General features: G+C 63.8%; 13 protein-coding genes and 1 tRNA gene. 5 read left to right on the forward strand and 9 right to left on the reverse strand.

From position 1 onward, the window contains the following. The first annotated feature begins 22 nt into the window (after positions 1-22). Positions 23-2026, forward strand: a complete 2004-nt coding sequence (locus QZ648_RS00860; RefSeq protein ID WP_291996121.1) for an ABC transporter ATP-binding protein — start codon at positions 23-25, stop codon at positions 2024-2026. Between the two features lie 120 nt (positions 2027-2146). On the opposite strand, the gene QZ648_RS00865 is transcribed toward QZ648_RS00860, so the two are convergent. From QZ648_RS00865 to QZ648_RS00875, 3 genes are all read right to left on the reverse strand, one after another. Further along, positions 2147-3892: a LysM peptidoglycan-binding domain-containing protein gene (locus tag QZ648_RS00865; RefSeq protein ID WP_291995839.1), complete on the reverse strand. Its 1746-nt coding sequence runs from the start codon at positions 3890-3892 to the stop codon at positions 2147-2149. A 283-nt stretch (positions 3893-4175) separates the two neighbouring features. Then, a tRNA-Asp gene (locus QZ648_RS00870) sits at positions 4176-4252 on the reverse strand. 193 nt (positions 4253-4445) lie between these two features. Further along, entirely contained in the window at positions 4446-5888 is a 1443-nt protein-coding gene (locus tag QZ648_RS00875; protein ID WP_291995840.1) for an HDOD domain-containing protein, read from the reverse strand. Positions 5889-6282: 394 nt separating this feature from the next. Here QZ648_RS00875 and QZ648_RS00880 point away from each other — a divergent pair, with 394 nt between their 5' ends. The 4 genes from QZ648_RS00880 to rpmG all read left to right on the forward strand — a co-directional run bounded on the left by QZ648_RS00880 (position 6283) and on the right by rpmG (position 8326). Continuing rightward, on the forward strand, positions 6283-6921 hold the full coding sequence (locus QZ648_RS00880) for a glutathione S-transferase family protein (RefSeq protein WP_169065908.1): 639 nt from the start codon (positions 6283-6285) through the stop codon (positions 6919-6921). A gap of 214 nt (positions 6922-7135) precedes the next feature. Continuing rightward, positions 7136-7816, forward strand: coding sequence for a DNA repair protein RadC (gene radC, locus QZ648_RS00885; protein ID WP_169065909.1), 681 nt, complete (start codon positions 7136-7138; stop codon positions 7814-7816). Between the two features lie 106 nt (positions 7817-7922). Next, the gene (gene rpmB / locus QZ648_RS00890) at positions 7923-8156 is read left to right on the forward strand and encodes a 50S ribosomal protein L28 (RefSeq protein WP_169065910.1); all 234 of its coding nucleotides are present in this window, start codon (positions 7923-7925) and stop codon (positions 8154-8156) included. A 14-nt stretch (positions 8157-8170) separates the two neighbouring features. After that, positions 8171-8326: a 50S ribosomal protein L33 gene (gene rpmG / locus QZ648_RS00895; RefSeq protein WP_169065911.1), complete on the forward strand. Its 156-nt coding sequence runs from the start codon at positions 8171-8173 to the stop codon at positions 8324-8326. Positions 8327-8510: 184 nt separating this feature from the next. On the opposite strand, the gene aroG is transcribed toward rpmG, so the two are convergent. From aroG to QZ648_RS00925, 6 genes are all read right to left on the reverse strand, one after another. Beyond that, complete coding sequence (gene aroG / locus QZ648_RS00900; protein WP_169065912.1) at positions 8511-9590, reverse strand: 3-deoxy-7-phosphoheptulonate synthase AroG; 1080 nt, start codon at positions 9588-9590, stop codon at positions 8511-8513. 104 nt (positions 9591-9694) lie between these two features. Next, positions 9695-10843 carry an HD domain-containing phosphohydrolase gene (locus tag QZ648_RS00905; protein ID WP_169065913.1) on the reverse strand — a complete coding sequence of 383 codons (1149 nt, stop codon included), beginning with the start codon at positions 10841-10843 and terminating at the stop codon, positions 9695-9697. Positions 10844-10969: 126 nt separating this feature from the next. Next, a complete protein-coding gene (locus tag QZ648_RS00910; protein WP_169065914.1) occupies positions 10970-11368 on the reverse strand; it encodes a hemerythrin domain-containing protein in 399 nt (132 codons plus the stop codon). A gap of 408 nt (positions 11369-11776) precedes the next feature. Further along, positions 11777-17851, reverse strand: coding sequence for a PilC/PilY family type IV pilus protein (locus QZ648_RS00915; protein WP_291995841.1), 6075 nt, complete (start codon positions 17849-17851; stop codon positions 11777-11779). 30 nt (positions 17852-17881) lie between these two features. After that, a complete protein-coding gene (locus QZ648_RS00920; RefSeq protein ID WP_169065916.1) occupies positions 17882-18544 on the reverse strand; it encodes a pilus assembly PilX N-terminal domain-containing protein in 663 nt (220 codons plus the stop codon). Then, the gene (locus QZ648_RS00925) at positions 18535-19617 is read right to left on the reverse strand and encodes a PilW family protein (protein WP_291995842.1); all 1083 of its coding nucleotides are present in this window, start codon (positions 19615-19617) and stop codon (positions 18535-18537) included. The genes QZ648_RS00920 and QZ648_RS00925 overlap by 10 nt, the downstream gene beginning before the upstream one ends. Between the last annotated feature and the right edge of the window lie 3 nt (positions 19618-19620).

The following is a 19620-nucleotide window of genomic DNA, read 5'->3' on the forward strand; positions in this document are numbered from 1 at the left end:
AACGAGCTTGAGCGACCAAAAGCTGCTCGAAGTGGCGAATCTGCGCATCGCTTTCGCCAGCGGCCGTTCATTGCTGGCGGCGGTCGACGGCGTCGACTTCCAGGTCGCTGCCGGCGAGACCCTGGCCCTGCTTGGCGAGTCGGGTTGCGGCAAGTCGGCGACGGCGCTCGGCCTGCTGCGCCTGCTGCCCGCTGCCGGGCGGATTCCCGGCGGTGCGGTGCGTTTTGCAGGCCGCGATCTGCTCGCCTTGCCGGAAGCCGAAATGCGCGGCGTGCGCGGCGGCGGCATGGCGATGATTTTTCAGGAGCCGGCGACCAGCCTCAATCCGGTGCTTACCGTCGGTCATCAGATCGGTGAAGTGCTTGAACGCCACCTTGCCCTGGCCGGCCAGCCGGCGCGCGAACGTTCGCTCGAACTGCTCAGTGCGGTCGGCATCGCCGATGCGCCACGCCGTCTCGGCGAGTATCCCTTCCAGCTCTCCGGCGGCATGAAGCAGCGGGTGATGATCGCCGTCGCGCTGGCCGGCAATCCGCGCCTGCTCATCGCCGACGAGCCGACCACCGCGCTGGACGTGACCATTCAGGCGCAGATTCTCGAGTTGCTGCGCCGGCTGCAGGCCGAGCGCGCGATGGGCATGCTCTTGATCACCCACGACCTCGGCGTCGTCGCCCAGATGGCGACGCGGGTGGCGGTGATGTACGCCGGCCAGATCGTTGAAGAGGCGCCACACGCGGTCTTCTTTTCGGCGGCGCGCCATCCCTACACGCAGAAGCTGTTCGCCGCCTTGCCCGATCTGGAACGGCGCGGAGGTCGGCTCGATACGATCCCCGGACAGGTACCGCCGCTCTCCGCAATGCCCGCCGGCTGCCGCTTCGCGAGCCGTTGCCAGTACGCCTGGGAGCTTTGCCGGCAGCAGGCGCCGGAATGGCGGCAGGTGGCGCTGGGCCATCGCTTGCGCTGCCATCTGGACGCCTTGCCGGACGCCGTGGCGCGTACCAGCACGGCCACCAGTGCTGGCAGCAGCGAAGCGCTGTCTAGCGGGGGCGGTGATGTAGTGGCACCGGTATTGCTCAGCGTCGACGAGCTGCGTGTTCATTTCCCGATCCGGCGCGGCATCCTGCAGCGCACGGTCGGACAGGTGCGCGCGGTCGATGGCGTCTCGCTGGAGTTGGCGCGGGGCAGGACGCTGGCGCTGGTCGGCGAGTCGGGCTGTGGCAAGACGACGGTCGGCAAGGCCATCCTGCAGTTGATCGCCGCCAGCAGCGGCAGCGTGCACCTGCTCGGGCAGGAACTGGGTAGCCTGACGCGCAAGGGACGGCGTCCGCTGCGGCGGCGCATGCAGATGATCTTCCAGGATCCCTTCGCTTCGCTCAACCCGCGCATGTCGGTCGGCGAAATCATCGGCGAGGGCATGGGCGCTTTGCGCATCGATATGCAGCGCCAGGGCCGGGGCGCGGCGATTGCTGCCGTGCTCGAGCAGGTCGGCCTCGAAGCGGCGGCCGCCAGTCGCTATCCGCATGAATTCTCGGGCGGGCAGCGGCAGCGCATCGCCATTGCGCGGGCGCTGGCGGTGCAGCCGGATCTGGTGATTTGCGACGAGCCGACTTCGGCGCTCGATGTCTCGGTGCAGGCACAGATTCTCAATCTTCTGGCGACGCTGCAGGCCGATCTCGGGCTGGCCTATCTGTTCATCACCCACAACTTCGCGGTGGTCGACCATCTCGCCCACGAGGTGGCGGTGATGTACCTTGGCCGCATCGTCGAACGCGGGACAGTCGATGAGGTTCTGCGTTCGCCGCAGCACCCCTATACACGCGCCTTGTTGTCGGCGGTGCCCAGCACTCGCCTCGACGCGCAGCCGGCCTTCATTCGCCTGCCCGGGGAAACGCCGTCACCAGCCAATCCGCCGAGCGGTTGCCATTTCCATCCGCGCTGCCGGCAGGCCACGGCTGCCTGCCGTGAGCGCTATCCGGAAACGACGGCGCTGTCGAGCACGCACACGGTGCGTTGCCATCTCCATGCGTAGCTGCCACTGCTCCTGCCATGGCAGCGCGCGGTGTTGGTAAGCCGGAAAGTTGGCAAAAGCCGGAAAGTTGGCAAGCCCGCTTGACGCTTCGCTGACGAGGCTTTGCCGGCTACTTCAGGATCAGGACTGAACCCGCAATTTCGTGCCCGAGGTCACCTGATCCGAACGCAGCTTGTTGAGCTTCTTGAGTTCGCTGATGCTCATGTCGTAGCGTTGGGCGATGCTGGACAGCGTCTCTCCCCGGCGCACGGTATGTGTGCGCGGAGCGGCCGCGGCAGGCGCAGCCGTCGTGGGCCCGCTCGCCGCTCGCGTTGGCTTGCTTTTCGCTGGCGTTTCCTTGCTGGCGATCTCGGTCTTGACTCGAGTGGAGGCGCTGGCCTGGGTGCTGCTGGTCACCGTTAGCCGGGTGCCGTATTTCGCGGTATTGGAGCGGAGCTTGTTGAGGCTTTTCAGCTCGGCAAGGCTCATTCCGTAGCGCCGGGCGATCGCACTCAGCGTCTCGCCCTTGCGCACCTCGTGCGTGCTGGTTTGCGTGCCCACGCCTGGCGCCGGTTTTTCCGCAGCCGGTCTTTCCGTTGCCGGTTTTTCCGCTCGCTGGGCCGGCGCTGCAAAGACCAGCGGCTGCTCCTCTGGCGAAGCCTTCAGGCCCATGTCTTGCGGTTCGTTTCCTTCACCTGCGACCAGCAGTGTCGCTCCCGAAGCAACCCGCATGCGGCCCTGGAGACCGTTTACAGCCTTGAGGCCGGCTACCGTCATGCCGAAGCGTGGCGCGACCTCTTCGAGTTTCTCGCCCGGGCGCAGGGTATAGGCTTGCCAGGAAGAGAGAGGTTTGTCGCTTTCCTCGTGCGCTTCGAGGTTGTGGGCGAAGGTTTCGAGCTTGTCGGCCGGGATGACCATGGGCGTTTCGGATCTGATCACCGCGCGATTGTGCGAAGGGTTCAGCGCAACGAACTCCTGGACCGGCATTTCAGCCAGTTTTGCTGCCAGCTTGACGTCGATATTGCCGGAGTTGGTAACCGTCGCGAAGTAGGGACGCATCGGGACGCCGAGCATGTCGAGGTCGGCGAGGATATTGGGATTGTTGAAAATGTTTTTCAAGGCCTGCAGCTTGGGGACGTAGTTACGCGTTTCCTCAGGCATCTTGAGGCTCATGTAATCGGTCGGCAGACCCTGCGCGGCGTTTTTCTTGATCGCCCGACCGACCGCGCCTTCGCCCCAGTTGTAGGAGGCCAGCGCCAGGTGCCAGTCGCCGTGCAGTTCGTAAATGTACTGCAGGTAGTCGAGTGCCGCGCCGGTCGACTGGACGATATCGCGCCGTTCGTCGACCCACCAGTTCTGTTCCAGATTGTATTGCTTGCCGGTCGCCGGCACGAACTGCCACAGGCCGGAGGCATGGCTGCGCGAGTAGGCCGTCGGGTTGTAGGCGCTCTCGACCATCGGCAGCAGGGCAATTTCCAGCGGCATGCCGCGCTTGTCGAGCTCGATGATGATGAAATGCAGGTAACGGCTGCTGCGTGTGATCATCCGCCGCAAGTAGTCCGGGCGGTTCAGATACCACTGCTGATGGTGCAGAACGAGCTCGCTGTTGATGTTCGGCATCGCGAAGCCGCGCCGCAGGTGCTGGAAGATCTCCGCCGACTCGTAGGTCAGGTCGATGGTCTCGGGGAGTCGCGCCGGCGCGGCTACTTCAACCACCGGCAAGGGGCCATCGCTTCCTGCCGGGACGGCGCTTGCCGCGGCCTCGCTGCGTGCCGGGGCGGTCAGCGCTGGAACCTCTGACTGAGGATTTACGCTCGCCGCGTCGTTCGACCAGGCGGTAGCGCAGGCAAGAGCAGTAACAAGTGCGAAAGCGATTCGTGACGTCATCCGGTGGTCCTGTCCTCGTTCGCGGGCGGTGCCAGTTGTCCCGACGAAATCGGTTGAGCTGTGCGCTTCACCTGAGCCGGTTCACCTGGTGGAATTTTGCCCGACAAGCTTCTGATTATAGAACAGCCATCTCGCTGCTGTAGTGATCATTTGCGGCGCAGAGATGCGCTCGCGCCGACGGGGGGGCTGGCTGCTGGCCCCCGGAAAGGGAGCGCGCCCTTGGCGGTTGCCAGGCGTAAAACAGAAAAAGCCCAGGCTGGCTGGGCTTTTTGCTTTCTTGTGCTGGCGGAGTGGACGGGACTCGAACCCGCGACCCCCGGCGTGACAGGCCGGTATTCTAACCAACTGAACTACCACTCCTTGTGTTTTCTTGTGTTTTTGTTGCCCTGCTGCTCCCTGTCGCGGCCTCTCTGCTGCTGTCTGGCGAGGCCCTTGCAACCGGGAAGCTGCGCATTATAGCGGAATTTGGCGGGCAAGCAAGGGGAAAAGCGCCGCTCGCAGCGCCGCGCATGTTTTTGCTGCATTTCGCTGTATTTCGCTGCATTTCGTCGCATCAGCGGATCGCACCGACAAAGCCGTTGATGTCGGTGTGCGCGTCGTGCAGGTGTTGCAGGCACTCGTCCCAGTGCCGTGGGCGCAAGGCCAGGAGCTCGAGCAGGGCGGCTCGCTGGCGGTCATGTTCCGCTGGTGGCGGCGTCGCGCCACCCAGTGCGGCGTAGGCGGCCTGGTCGGCCAGTCCGATCAGGGCGCAGAAAGCGCGCTCCTCGCCAGCCGCTTGCGGGTCGTGATGGTGGGCGATGGCGGCGATGTAGCGCGCTGGCAGAGCCCAGCGCTCGGCGACCATCTCGCCGACCTCCGGATGAGTGAATTCGAACAGCGTTCGCTCGGCTTCGAGACTGCTCATCGCTGCCGCGCCGCGCCGCAGCTCGAGTACTTGATGGTAGGCAGGTTCGGCCTGGATGGCGAAAATCAGCTTGCCGATGTCGTGCAGGATGCCGGCCATGAACGCTTCGTCGGCCGAGCACTCGAGGTGTGGGGAAAGGAAGCGTGCGGCGGCGGCGGTGGCGATCGAATGCTTCCAGAACTCGGTCAGGTTCAGGCGCTCGGTGCGGAAGGAATCGAAGGCGCCAACCGAGAAGATCATTCCCTGAACATTGGTGAAACCGAGCACCCGCACCGCTTCGGAAATGGTGCTGATGCGCCGCGAGAAGCCAAAGAAAGCGGAGTTGGCGACGCGCAGGATCTTGGCCGAGATCGCTGGATCATTGACGATCACTCGCTCGACGGCGCGGGCATCGCTGTTCGGATTCTGCAGGACCTTGAGTGCCTGCACGACGATCGCCGGCAGCGTCGGGACTTCGTAGAGGTCGACGGGGCGGAAACGGGCCATCGGTTCCGTGGTCAGCTTGTGTCCGTCCGCGGTGGCGCCCAGCTCGCACAAGCTCGGCGACAGCCCGGGGTGAATCAGCTGGAAGACGTGTATCGGGTGCGGCAGGTCGCGCAGGCGCAGCATGCCGGTATCGCGCAGGCTGGTTTCCGCCGGCAAGGATTCGCGCACCAGGGCTTCGGTCGGCGAAGTGAGCAGTGTCTGTCCGCCAAGCGTGACCGCCAGCACGCGCGCGCAGCGGTTGACCGTCGTTCCGAAGTAGTCGCCGCTGCTCAGGTACGCCGGGCCGGTGTGCAGCGCGACGCGTACGCGCAGCGCTGACTTCGTCGGCCAGCGCGTGGCGGCGAGGCTGGCCTGGATCTGGCAGGCGGCGTGCAGCGCCTCGCTGGCATCGTCGAAAGTGACGCAGAAAGCATCGCCAACGGTCTTGAAGACATAGCCGTGGTGGCGCTCGATGGCCGCCGAAAGCAGCGCGTTGTGGCGCTGCAGGGCGACGCGCATGGCCTGCGATTCGGTTTCCCAGAGGTTGGTCGAGCCTTCAATGTCGGTAAACAGGAAGGTGGCCGTGATCAGCGAAGCATCGCCCAAGGTAAGTTCTGCCGGTGCCATTTGCTGCCTCGCTCGTTCGTTGTCGGAGATCGTCGGCCGTCGCTGTCGGCTGGACGGGCGGGCGGGTGGGCGCTGAGGGGTCAGGAATTTGGCCGCGCCGAAGCGAGTATCCCGGCTTCCGGTCACTGCCGTCAATCGGCGCGGTGGCTTGGCAGCGGCTGGCGAGCACGCTTGCCGACCGCAGCGGCGATCCGCTCGGCGGTGCTTTCCGGGAGTTTTTTTCGGGTCGCTTTGCACATCCCGCCCAACGGCAGCAGCGCGTGGGAGCAAGCAGCAGCGCTATTTCCCGAGTGCAAAAGCGGCGATCAGCGGGCAGAATGGTGCTCGTACGGCCGACTTCAGTCGAGGCTCGTCCTGTACAAACTCACTGGAACAAACCCATAGGAGACAAGTCATGAGCCAAACTCTCGTTTACGGTGATGCCATCAGCACCTACGTTCGTTCCGTTCGCCTGGCCCTGGAGGAAAAGGGCGTAGCGCACACGCTGGTCGCCGTGGATCTGGTCAAGGGTCAGCATCTGGAAGAGGCGCATCTGGCCCGCCATCCCTGGGGAAAAATGCCCGCCTTCGAACACGACGGCCATTCGATCTACGAGGCAGCGGCGATCATGCGCTATATCGACGAGGTGTTTCCGGGACCGGCCTTGATGCCCGCGACGCCCGTTGGCCGCAGCCGGGTCAATCAGGTGATGGGCATCGTTGAAAGCTACGGCTACCCGGCGTCGATCACTCATATTTTCATTCCCCGTGTCCTGGTGCCGGCACTCGGTGGCCAGACCGACGAAGCCGAAATCGAGGCGGCCAAGCCGCGGGCGGCGTTGTTCCTCAAAGAGATCGGGCGCTTGCTGGGCGAGGCAAACTACTTCGGTGGTGCGACCGTGAGCCTCGCCGATTTGCACGTCCTGCCGGTAGTGACCTACCTGCGCGCGACCCCGGAAGGCCTGGCCCTGCTTGCCGCGGCGCCGAGCATCGAGGCCTGGTTGGGGCGCATGAACGAGCGCAGCAGCGTGCACGCCGTGATGCCGCCCAGTTGAACCTCGGAGACAATCAAGCGCCAGGGGTCGAACGGGCTCCGAATGTCGCGCGAGGGGCTTCTCGCCGGCGTTTGTAGGCGCGCGATTCCCCGTCCGATAAGCGATAAGCCGGCCCTAGGTGTGCCAAGGTGCTGTATCGGCAGCGAAATCGCCTGTACCAGCGGCTGTGCTGTGGGTAATATGCCTGACCGAGGCTTTTCCTTGAGGTGTCGACATGGCAATTCGCGACTGGCCTGAAGACGAGCGACCACGTGAGCGCCTGCTGGCGCGCGGTGCCGCTTCCCTATCGGATGCTGAATTGCTGGCGATTTTCTTGCGCGTCGGCAGCAAGGGAAAAAGCGCGGTGGATCTGGCGCGCGAGTTGATTGGCGGATTTGGTGGGCTGAACCGCATGTTTGCGACCAGCCTGGCCGATTTTTCTGCGGTGCCGGGGATGGGGCCGGCGAAGTATGCGCAGTTGCAGGCGGTGCTGGAAATGGCGCGGCGGGCGCTCGGCGAAGAGCTGAAGGAGGAGGGGCTGACTTTCGCTTCTCCCGGCGGGGTGCGCGACTATTTGCGGCTGCATCTGGCCAGCTTGCAGCATGAGGTCTTTCTGGCCCTGTGGCTGGACGCCCAGAATCGCCTGATTGCCACCGAAGAACTGTTTCGCGGCACCTTGACGCAAACCAGCGTCTATCCGCGCGAGGTGCTCAAGCACGCGCTGCGGCATAATGCGGCGGCGGTGGTGCTGGCGCACAATCATCCGTCGGGGGTTGCCGAACCCTCGCGCGCTGACGAACTGCTGACCAGCGAGCTGAAACAGGTGTTGGCGCTGATCGAGGTGCGGGTGCTCGATCATTTCATCGTTGCCGGGCAATCGCCGCCACTCTCGTTTGCCGAGCGCGGCTTGTTGTAGCTTGCGACGACAGCAGCTTGGACGAGTGGGCCAAAACGCTTGAAGTAGACCCTTGCCTGCGCTAGAATCGCGGGTTTTCTTCCCTCAGACAATTGGAGCGACAATCATGGCGCGTGTTTGCCAAGTCACGGGCAAAGGCCCGATGGTGGGGAACAATGTTTCCCATGCCAACAATAGAACGAAGCGCCGCTTCCTTCCGAATTTGCAGTATCGCCGCTTCTGGATCGAGAGCGAAAGCCGTTGGCTGCGCTTGCGCTTATCGAACGCCGGTTTGCGCACCATTGACAAGAACGGTATCGACGTTGTGCTCGCAGACCTGCGTGCGCGCGGCGAGATCTGACCAGGAGAGCAGCTATGCGTGACAAGATCAAGCTTGAGTCGACCGCCGGAACCGGCCACTTTTACACCACGACCAAGAACAAGCGCACCATGCCGGGCAAGATGGAGATCAAGAAGTACGATCCCAAGGTCCGCAAGCACGTGATCTACAAGGAGATCAAGCTCCGCTGAGCGACGCGCGCGCTCGCGCGCTGCTGACGGAAAGCTGTTCCCACCGGCGGGGCGGCCGCGAAAGCGGCCGCCCCGCTGTTTGTCGTCCCGGCCTGGTGTCGCCCCGGCTTACTACGGCCCCGTCGCTGCGCGCTTGCTGCTGGCGGCGGCAGGCCCCGCCTTGCCGCCTCTCGGATGCCAAACCTTACGCGGCGGCTTCGACCAGGCGGCGCTCACGGACGCTCTTGGCGAGCAACTCCAGCACCAGCAGCGAGTCTTCCCAGCCCAGGCAGGCGTCGGTGACGCTCTTGCCGTATTCGAGCTGCTGGCCGGGCACCAGATCCTGGCGTCCTTCCACCAGGTGTGATTCGATCATCACGCCGATGATCCGTTCGTCGCCGGCCGTTACCTGCCTGGCGGTCGTCCTGGCGACCTCGATCTGTTGCTTGAAGCGCTTCTCGCTGTTGGCGTGCGAGGCGTCGATCATCAGCCGCGCGGCGAGTCCGGCGGCGGCAATTTCCTTGCACGCGGCGTCGACGTGTGCGGCATCGTGGTTTGGTTCCTTGCCGCCGCGCAGGATGACGTGACAGTCCTCGTTGCCGGAGGTCGATACGATCGCCGAATGGCCGGCCTTGGTCACCGAGAGGAAGTGGTGTGGCGACTGCGCGGCGCGAATGGCGTCGATGGCGATGCGGATATTGCCGTCAGTGCCGTTCTTGAAGCCGACCGGGCAGGACAGGCCGGAGGCCAGTTCACGATGCACCTGTGATTCGGTGGTGCGCGCCCCGATCGCTCCCCAGGCAATCAGGTCGGCGGTGTATTGCGGGGTGATGGTATCCAGGAATTCGGTCGCGCAGGGCAGGCCTATATCATTGATCTGCAACAGCAAGCCGCGTGCCAGGCGGAGGCCTTCGTTGATCCGGAAACTATTGTCGAGACGCGGGTCGTTGATCAAGCCCTTCCAGCCGACGGTCGTGCGCGGCTTCTCGAAATAGACGCGCATCATGATCAGCAGATCGTCCTCGAAATGCGGCACTTCCTTCTGCAGTCGCGTGGCGTATTCGATGGCCGAATCGACATCGTGAATCGAACACGGCCCGATCACTACCAGCAGGCGATTGTCGGCGCCGTGCAGGATGCGATGGATGTTCTGGCGCGCTTCATAGGTGGTCGTTGCAGCGCGAACGCCGACCGGAAATTCGCGAAAAACGTGCGCTGGCGGGACCAGCTCCTTGATTTCCCGGATGCGAACGTCGTCGGTGTTGGGCTTGCTCTGCAAGGTCATGAGGCATTCTCCGGAGGGCGGCCTGAGTCGGCAAAGGATCGATTCTAATGGAAACCGGGAAGATACACGGCACGGCTTGTGCTTTGCGAGCGCTTGGCAAGGGCTCAGCTGCTATTTTCTGCGCGGCTCGGAGTCTGTGTTGGCGAAGGTGTTCGCTCATCGGCCCGGCGGGCGTCGCCGTCAGCGTGCCGGGCGGCGATGGCGAGGAACTCGTCCTGGCGGGAAAAAAAGGCGTCGACGACATCCGGGTCGAAGTGGCTGCCGCGCCCTTCGCGAATGATCCGCAGCGCGTCTTCGACCGGTAGCCCCGCCTTGTAGACGCGTTGCGCGAGCAAGGCATCAAAGACGTCGGCGAGGGCCATCAGCCGTGCCGAAATCGGAATCGCGTCGCCAGCGAGGCCTTCCGGGTAGCCCGAGCCATCCCATTTTTCGTGGTGATAGTGGGCGATTTCCCTGGCCATGCTGAGGAATTCGAGAGGTCGTTCGGCGTCCTTGTCGGCCTGTTCGATGGCCTGCGCGCCAAGGAGGCTATGCTTTTTCATTTCGACCCATTCCTCCGCGGTCAGCTTGCCGGGCTTGCGCAGGATGTGGTCCGCAATGCCGACCTTGCCGATGTCGTGCAGCGGCGCCGACTTGACCAGCACCTCGATGTTGTGTGCCGTCAGGAAAGCTGCGAAGCGCGGGTGCGAACTTAGCTCCATGGCCAGCGTGCGGACGTAGGCTTGCGTGCGGCGCAAATGATTCCCTGTCTCAGGGTCACGAATTTCCGCCAGTCGCCCCAGTGCGCGGATGCTGACATCCTGGATCTGGCGATTTTCGGCCATCCGCCGGTCGATCTCACGCTGCAGCTTGCAGTGGTGATCGCGTACCAGCAGGTCACGGGCTGCTTTCAGTTCGAGCTGCGCCTTGACCCGCGCCAGGACGATCGCCGGCCGGAACGGTTTGCTGATGCAGTCGGCTGCACCCAGTGCCAGGCCGCGCTCCTCGTCATCGCTACAATCGAGCGCGCTGACGAAGATCACCGGGATGTCGGCGCTGGCCGGGTCGGCCAACAAGTGGCCGAGTACCTGGTAGCCGTCCATCTCCGGCATCACGAGGTCGAGGAGGATCAGATCGGGCCGCGGCTGGCTGGCTGCTGCCTGCAAGGCGCGCGGCCCCGAGTCGACGGTGCGCACCCGATGCAGCGGGCTGAGAAGGTCGCTCAGCAGCGACAGGCTTGCGGGGGTGTCGTCGACGATCAGAAGTGTGGCCATGAGGATCCTGCTGGGGAAGTCGCAAGCAGCCAAAATGAACGATGGCTGGCTTGCCAGGCCTGGACCGCGAAGAAAGTCGCGGCGAGGAACGGATGCTTGGCGAAAACCTGGGCCGGCGGCGCTGGGTCAAGCTTGCGGCACAAGACGCTGCTGGGCAACTTCGAACAGTTCTCGTTCCTCGAAGCGTACGTGTGCCGACAGCAGGTCGGCGAAACTGAGCAGGGTGGTGGCATCGGCATCGGCATCCAGCACACGGCCGAGGAGGGTACGTAGCTCGGCATGCTCGCGCAGCGTGCGCGCAACCAGGGCCTCTTCGCCGGCCTGGGCCATGGCCGGCAGCAGGCTGGATTCTTCAATCCTGAAATGAGGTTCGAGCTCCGCGGCAAAAACGTCGGCGCAACTCGCGATTGCCGCGGCGATTTTCCCGGCATCGCCCGAAGTGGCCGCACGGCGGGCGCCGAGCGCCAGCTTGAGCGCACTATGGTGCTCGCGCGAGAGGTCCTGGAGAGTCTGGTGGCGTTTCATGGCAAGAGTCCTTGAGTGTTTATGCGGTCCCGTCTGGGTCGGGCGAGCAAACGGGTAGCGGCGGGCGGCGGGCAATGGCGGCAGCGATCGCAGCGACATCGATTGCGATTGGCGAAGCAGAGTCAGACGGCCGGTTCGCCGCGTGTTGCGGCTGGTTGCGGCGAGCCCGCTCTCACAGTCGGCGATTGTAGCGAATGACAGGCCTCGGTGTCGGCGTTTTGAGGGGCGGTCCATGGACAGCACGCCGGAAGAGCGCCGCCGAGTGAGCGGTGCACGCGCAGGCGATTGCGCGCGCGGCGTGGCCCTTGATAGGGCGCGATCACCCGCTTGGCGTTTTGGCCGCTGGGCTTGGCGGGGAAAATCAAGCAGAAGGCCGCTTTCGCGGCCTTCTGGTGCTGCGCGGGCGGGCTACTCGGTAACCAGCTCCCGCCAGGAAACGCGGCGTGTATCGAGCGGCGTCGGCGCGGTCGGAACCGGCGCACTGATCGTATCCGGGGTGTCGGTCCGGATCAATTCCCTGATCGTGCCGTCCTCGAGGCGGATGACGCTTGGCGAGGTACTCAGGAAGTCGCCCAGTTTGGTGCCGACCAGCCCGTCCGTTCCTTCGACAGCACCACCGCTCCGGTAGTCGAGGAAGTAGGCGTAGCTGACGCCGACCGGAACGCAGGCGCCTGTGGTTGGCGTATTGGTGTTGAACGCCAGCGTGCCGAGCTGCAGGCGCAGGTCGGTGTTGATCCTTTCGCCAAGGACTGGGAAGTCGACATACCAGCCGTCGTTGCTGTTGAAATCAACGGCGAAATCCGAGCTGGTGACCGTGCAGTAGAGGGTCGTGCTGTCCGGGCACAACACGCTGGTCAGCGTCTGCTTGACGAAGTCGCCGGGCGGAGGGGTTTCCTGTGGCGGCGACAACGGCTGCCGTGGGCTTCCGTAATCACCATATACAGGCGGGTCTGCTGTGAGGTCAGTGACGGTGAGGCGGTCCTTGATCGCGTAGAGCGATTGTTGCTGCGCCGTCACCAGGTCATCCGAGCCGAGCAGTTGGCCGGTGCCCACAAACACCACCGGATGGCTGCCGACCTTGCCAAGTTCGGGTTTGCTGGTGATCGGCTGCGCGACACCATCGGCATCAACAAGCTTCGCCAGCCGCTGCGCCTCGTAGACCGGCGGCTCAACGGTGACGGGAATATCGCCGTTGATGTCGAAACGCCACAGGTTGCCACGCAGGTCGCCGCCGTAGACGCGCTGCGTGGTGTTGTTGTTGTCCGGGAAGTTTGCCCAGCCGGCAATCCGCGCCAGACCGCTCGGGGTGCTGGCATCACCGACTTCGGTGCTGATCGTGCGAATGACGGCCCCGGAAGTGGCGTTGAGAATGAACAGTCGTCCCTCCCCGTCGCCTGGGACGACGTTGTTGTAGCCCGAGGCGACAATTACCACCCAGGTGCCATTCTTGAGCTTGGTGATCACCGGGTTGCCGTAGGTGTAGCCCAGATTGTCGTCAGTAAACTCCCACAAGCCCTTGGGGGCCGCGGGATCGGTGACGTCCAGTGCGTAGTAGCCGCGCCCACCGTGGTTCAGGCCACCAACGAGGATGGTCTTCCAGACGGCCGATGTGGTCGCGCAGTCGCTGATGCAGATGTCAGCAGCGACGGGCGTGCCATCGACCAGGAACTGATGCCGTCCGGGGAGTGCATAGTTCTTGTCGGCAAGCTTGTAGAGCTTGGGCATCACCAGCGTTGGTACATACGCCCACGCTTCCTCGCCGGTCGCCGCGTCGATGGCGTGCAGCATGCCGTCGTTGGCGGCGACGTAGACTCGGCCGGCTCTGCTCAGGTTGGCGCTCTTGAAGGCGCCGTACTGCAAGTCGGCATAATTCCACGGCGAGCCCTGGACATAGACTGCTTCAGAGCCGGCGATGTCGCCAAGCAGATGCGCTCGCTGGCGATAGTAGGCGCCGAGGTTTACCAGCGGGCCTTCGTTGGTCTTGTCACCGCGCACAAAGTTGAGCAGCGGTTCGCCGTCGGCGTTTCCTTGCGTCTCGGAGGTGAGGCAGATCGTGCCGACGTCGCAGAAGTGCGACAGCGGCTTGATCGCCGGCAACTCGAAGTAGGCCTGTTCGGCTGCGCTCAAATTGCCCCACTGGAAATCCCTGAGCTTGTTCGTCGAGTCGGGAGCCGTATCGTAAGTGTAGATTGTGCGTGCCGTATGGGTGCCCGCCGAGACCTTGGCGTCGAGTAGTGCCTGTGCCGCCCAGACCGGGTCCGACAGAACGCCGGTACTTGCGTTGATGGTCCGTTTGACGACGTCACCCGACCACTCTCCGGCTTTGAACGAGACCTCGAAGAGGCTGTTCTCGCTGCCGGCCACCAGGTTCGGGCTGGTGACCGTCACCGCTGCCAGCGCACCGGCCTTGTCGCGGACGCTGGACAGTGCGCCACTGATGCCGGTTGCCAGCGAAGCGGGGTCGGAAGCGCTGAAGTAGGTGCCCCGGCCATTGACGGCGGCGTGCCAGAGGTCGTCGATATTGGTCTGCGAGTCGCTTTCCGGTTTCGGCCAGTTGCATTCGCCCGCTTTCTGCCATGGACACAGGCCGGTGGCCGGGTCAGCGGTGACGCCCAGTTTGAGGCTGTTAAAATCCCCGCTGCTCGCGGTCAGGTAATCGGCCTGGTATTGCATCAGGCCGGAAGCGCCCAGACCGAGCGTATAGGTGTTCATGAATTGCCGCGGGTTCGTGTCGTCGTTGACGCAGACGTCGTTGTAAGTGGTGAAGTCGCCGCTGACGATTGGACCACCGGTGCAGCGATCGGGAAGCTGCAAGGGATCGCGCAAATCCGTCTTCCAGTAGTATTGGGCGACGTCAGCGAGGGTGTCGCTGGTTGGGCCGAGGGCGACCGTGGGGCACTTCGTCGTCAGCCAGTCGTTGTCCTTGCTGGCTGCTGCCTCGACACACGAGTCGTCGTCGATCGGCCCGGTCGTTACCGTGTCGCAACTGGTTATCACACCGTCGAACGTTCCCGCCTTGCAGTCGTCGACGGTGGCCACGAAGGACTTGGCGGGCGGCGGGACGACGTTCTGGCAATAGGTGGTCAGTCCGGCGACGCGGCCTGCCGTGCACAAGGGATCATCGGTCCACTCGGCGATGACCGGAACGGTTTGACATTTCAGAGTTTCGTTTGCCGCACAGGCGCTCGCGTCCGTCCAGTCAACCCAGGGGTTTGGCCATGTCGTCTGGCATTTCGTATCGGGGGCCCTTGGGTCGCAGCTGGCGGTTGTGCTCCAGGGCGTCCAGTCGGTGCCGCACTCTCTGGCCAGGCCAACGCTGTAGTCGTCGGCTCGCGCTACTGCCGTGCAGCCGTCAGTAGGGCTCCAGCCGCTCCAGTCTTCGTACTGGCATTTCCTGGTGTCCGAAGCGGTGCACGAGCCAGCATCGACCCAGGGGTTGGGCCACGTCGTCTGGCATTCGGTAGCGGTTCCGACAGTGTATGTTGTTGGCCCGGTCGATTGCGCCAGCGGGGTGCATGAGGCGGTATTGCTCCAGCCGGTCCAGGGCGTATATTGGCAGTTTGTCGTGTCGTCCTTGGTGCAGGACGAGGTGTTGGCGAACGCGGTCCACACCGTCGTGCACACCGTGGTTGCCGTCGGAACGCAAGTTGGCGTATCTTTGGCGGCGGTCCAGACGGTCTGGCAGTTTCTTGCCGTCCTGACGCTGTAGGTCGGTCCGGGAGACGGCGCCACGGCCGTGCACGTAGCGACATCCTTCCAGTCGGTCCAGTCGTTGTATCGGCACTGCGTTTCCGTCGCACCGGAACTCGCTTCGGTGCACGTCAAACCGGCCGCTACGGTTTTCCAGCCGCCGTCAGTCATCTTGCACTGCTTGGCCTTCGTGACCGTATAGGGTGAGGCAGTCGATTTATTGGCCACAACACAGGTAGGATCATCGACGTAGCTGGTCCAGTCGCCGTACTGGCAGTCGACCGTTGCCGACTTGGTGCAGCTCGCCGTGGTGTCGGCCCAGTCCGTCCAGCTGCTCGTCCTGCATTGAATTGCAACCGCAACCGTGTAGGGCGACCCGCTGGATTGGGCCTGGGGCGTGCACGAGTCGACCTTGGAATAGCCGGTCCATGGCGTGTACTGGCACTCCATAGTGTCTGATTTCGTGCATGACGAGGCGTTGATCCAGGGGTTCGGCCAGGTCTTCTGGCATTCGACCGCCGTGCCGACGGTGTAGCTGGTAGGACCCGGGGACGGTGCAAGCGGCGTGCAGGAGTCGGCGTCGACCCACGCTGGCGAAGTGTACTGGCATTGCGAATCGGTGGTGTAGATCTTGGGGTCGTATTCCCCCCCGGTACCCGTTTCACCGCCGTCCACTTTCGTGCAGCTTGACACGCTGTTCCAGGGCGACGGGGCCAATGTCTGGCAATCGACGCGGTTGGCTCCGCTTTTCACCGGCGAACACGCAGCGACATCGCTCCAGCCGGTCCACGTCGTGCCGCCGTTGCTCGAGGTTCTTTGCTGGACCTGGATCAGCTTCTGCTGTAACTGGTAGGTCTTGCTCTGTAGCAGCGCCGCCTGGCTTTGTAGCTGCGAGGTGCTCTCCTCGTCCTGCGTCTTGCTTCTCGTCTGCAGGTTGGCCGTCCGCCCCTGCAGCGTCAAGATCTTCTTTTGCAGGGTGGCAGTCTGTTGCTGCAACTGGGTCAGCGTACTAATCTGTTTTTGAGTGAAGGTGCTGATCTGAAGTTGCGAAGTCTTGCTTTGCCACTGCGGGTCCTGGCTCTGAAGCTGCGACGTCCGCGTCTGCTCCTGCGTGAAGGTGGTGATTTCGACCAGCGCCGCCTGGCTCTGCTCCTGCTCCGTTGTCTTTTGCCGCAGGGTCGGCAAGGTTGGCGTTTCGGTCTTGGTGGTCTGCGACGTGGTCTTCCACTGCTGCGGGGCGCCGCCGTCGAGTTGCGGGCGAACTTCGAGTCCCGGGCCGTCCTGGTCGCCGACGGCGGTGACGCCGTTCCATTGGAAACCGGCACCCTCGTTCCAGTAGCCGTCGGTCGACAGAATGGTGACGTTCTGCTGGCAGTAATGCTGGACGGGGTCGACGACGGTGACGCCGTTGAACGTCAGCTCGTTCAGCCGGCCGGCGTAGAGGCGCCCGGCGTTCGACAAGGCGACGCGCAAGGGCGTCAGCGCGTCTTTCTTGGGATAAGCGGCAAACAGTTTGTCATACCAGGCCTTCTTCTGGGCGGGGTTGAATGAGTCGATGTTCTGGAAGTCGGTCGTCGTATTGTTGTTGATGGTCATGTAGCCGACGCGGAAGCTGCTGTTGATCGGCTCGAAAGACAGGCTGGTCGCTGTTTTCATGGCCTGCATGCGCGTCCGGTAATAGGCCCACCAGTTGGCGTAGTTGGTCATTTCCTCGCTATACGTGCACTCGCTGGCGGCACAGTCGCTGCGGGTGACTGCCTTGGGGTAGGCGGTCGTGGTAGAGGTGATCACGGTCAACAGATTCTCGCCCGGAGCGAGGTTGCTCGCCGGGCGGGCAAAAGCGCTTGGCGTCCCGGCCATTGACCCAATCTGGGTGAGCACCGGTGCGGATGTCGGCACGGCGGGGGCGCTGATGGTGATCGTGTAATCAGACCCGGAGGCCGTGGCGACGGCGTTGTAGCCGACGATCGTGCAGTCGCCAGCCAGCCCGTACGTACAGGCATTGATACTGGCCTCGATGGCGCTGGCCAGCGCCGCCGGCGAGCTACTGGCAGCGATCGCCACCGACAGGATCTCCTTGGTGTCGACCTTGATGCTGCTGATCGACGTGCTGCTGCTGCCGCTGATGGTGATCGTGCTGGTGCGCGGCGCCGGCATGCGCGGGAAATTGAAGGGAATATTGGCGGCGACGGCCGGCGGCGGCGGGCTGGGGTCGACCTCGGTCGCCTGGCAGGCTCCATCGGCAGGGGCCGCTGCCACTGCGTCGGCCGCCGTCTTGCACCAGCGCAGATAGGCAGGGACCGCTGTCGGGTCGGTGCCACAGTTCTTCATGCTCTGGTTGGTACAGTATTCGCCGGCGACGGTCGTGAAGTAATAGGCGTTGCCGATCAGGTTGCTGATGCCGGCACTCTGTACGCCGTAACCGTCGTCCTTGACCGCGGTCCATGTGGTCTGGCTGGGGTAGGTGGTGGTGTCGGCTGTGCCGTCGGCCTGGAAATACCTGGGTGGAGAATAGGTGACCGCCGGGTTGTAGGCGATGCCGTTGAAGCGTGGGTTGTGCGTCTGGTTCAGTTGCGAGCTCAGCCCTGCCCAGTCGGGCAGGTAATCCCAGTCCATGCTTCCCGAGTCGTCGAGCACGAAGAGGATGTTTGGCTCTATCGCCACCGACGAGGCGCCGGAGAGGGGCGAAGCGGCCAGTTGCGTCGGGGCCGCGTGGACGCTGGTGGCGACGAGGAGCGAGGCGATCAACGCGAACAACGCGCTCGATCGGTTCATGTGTTTGATGGTTTCCATGGCGAACTCCTGGTCAAATCCTCTGTGGACCTATAGCGCAACGATCGTCTGGATGAAGGCGAGAGTATTGCGTGGTCCGGCAATGCGCGTGGTGATCCGGTAATACACCTGATTGTTGGTCAGCGGCGAGACGCCGCCAGCGCCGAAGCTGCCACCGCTGCTGATCGAGGCGGGTTGCTTGGCGCAGTTGGCGACGTGTGGCGCGCCGGTTGTTGCACATAGCCGTTGAATGACGTAACGCACGTTGTTGCAGGCTGCATCGGCGTTGTCGTCAGTCGGGCAGGTCGGAGCAGAAGGTGGGGCGACAACAGATTGCGCTCTCAACACTCTGAACCAGAACGCGTCCCAGGACTCGTCGGCGCTGGGGTCGCCGCTGCCGTCAGGCGGCCGTGATGCTAGGTAGCCGGCAGCGGCGTTGTTGTCGAAAAGGTCACGGTCGCCGAGGGCGTTATTCGACTCCAGCCAGCTGATGGCGACTTCCGTGCTCCTCTCGGCGGCATGTACGGCCGACTGATGAAAAGACTGGTTGCCGGCAATCAGGTTGGCGGTATCCACCGAGCGAATGAGCGCCACTCCGGACAGGGTCAGGGCGACCAGGATGATCAGCGCGACGAGCAGGACGACACCGCGCTGGCTGCTGCGCAGGTGACCGGCGAGGGCTTGGCGGCGGTGGAGAGCTGGCCTTAGGTACATGTTCCCATCCAGGGCAGGTTGCGAATCGGGATGATGGTTTCGAAGACTTTGTAGCGGTAGTTCTGCCAATTTGCGCGCCCACTCAGAGTGAGCGCTGCGCCCGCGCTACCCGCCCAGAGCGGTGCAACGGCGGTGATCTGGTCACGTTCCAGCTGGCTGTTGCGAGCGACGATGGCGATCCGTAGCGCCGAGGTTCTCGCCCAGAGACAGGCAAACTCTGTTGCAGTGGTTGGAGCTGCGATGGGAGGGTCAGTGGTAAGTGGTGGCGTTTGTTGATCCCAGACATCGACCCCGCTGACGTCCGTCGAGGCGTGTCCATACTGCGCGCGCAGGCTGACGATGTTGTTGGCAATGGCGATGTAGTTGGCGGCTGAGCTGCAGTCGAAAGCGAGATAGTCACAGACCGTCAGGTTGCCGCCACGAATGGCGTAGGCCAGGAATCGCGGGTTGGCGCCGAGGTTGAACAGCGTGCCGCCATCGACTGCTCCGGTCGCGTCGCGGACCGGCACATTGGGTGGCGTAGGTGGCGCGCTAACGTCTGTCAAAGTGAGGGCGCAGCCTGCGGTGGGGGCAGACGGTGCCGCGATGACTTGCTGCCCCGTACGGTAATTTGTCGCCGCCGCTACCGCGAGTAGAGAGCCGTTGACCGCTGTGATCACATCGCCCTCAGGCGGGCCTTCGTTGTTGCCATAGGCGATCAGCAAGGTGTCCGTGTTGGCATCGCCGGCCGGAACGTCTGCGGTCGGCGGATTGATGATCACTGGCGCCAGCTGCGCCAAGGTGCGACTGGCCGGCGCCGGGAGGGCGAGCGGGCAGCCGAAGGTGTTGACGGCGTTGAAGCCGTAACCGCCCTGACGGATATCGCGCTGCAGCGCATAGAGCGCCATGGCGCCATTGCTTTGCGCATCGCCGCTGCCGGTCGTGGCTCGCCGCTGGCCTTCGGCCGCGGAGAAGACCTGCATCATGATGATCAGGCCGAGCATGCCGATGACCATGGCGACCATCACTTCAACCAGGGTGAAGCCGCGGTGGTGCTCTGGCATTGCCGGCGGAAGAGTTGAGTGTAATTTCATGGC

Source organism: Candidatus Accumulibacter sp. ACC012 (assembly GCF_907163155.1).
Classification (GTDB): Bacteria; Pseudomonadota; Gammaproteobacteria; order Burkholderiales; family Rhodocyclaceae; genus Accumulibacter; species Accumulibacter delftensis.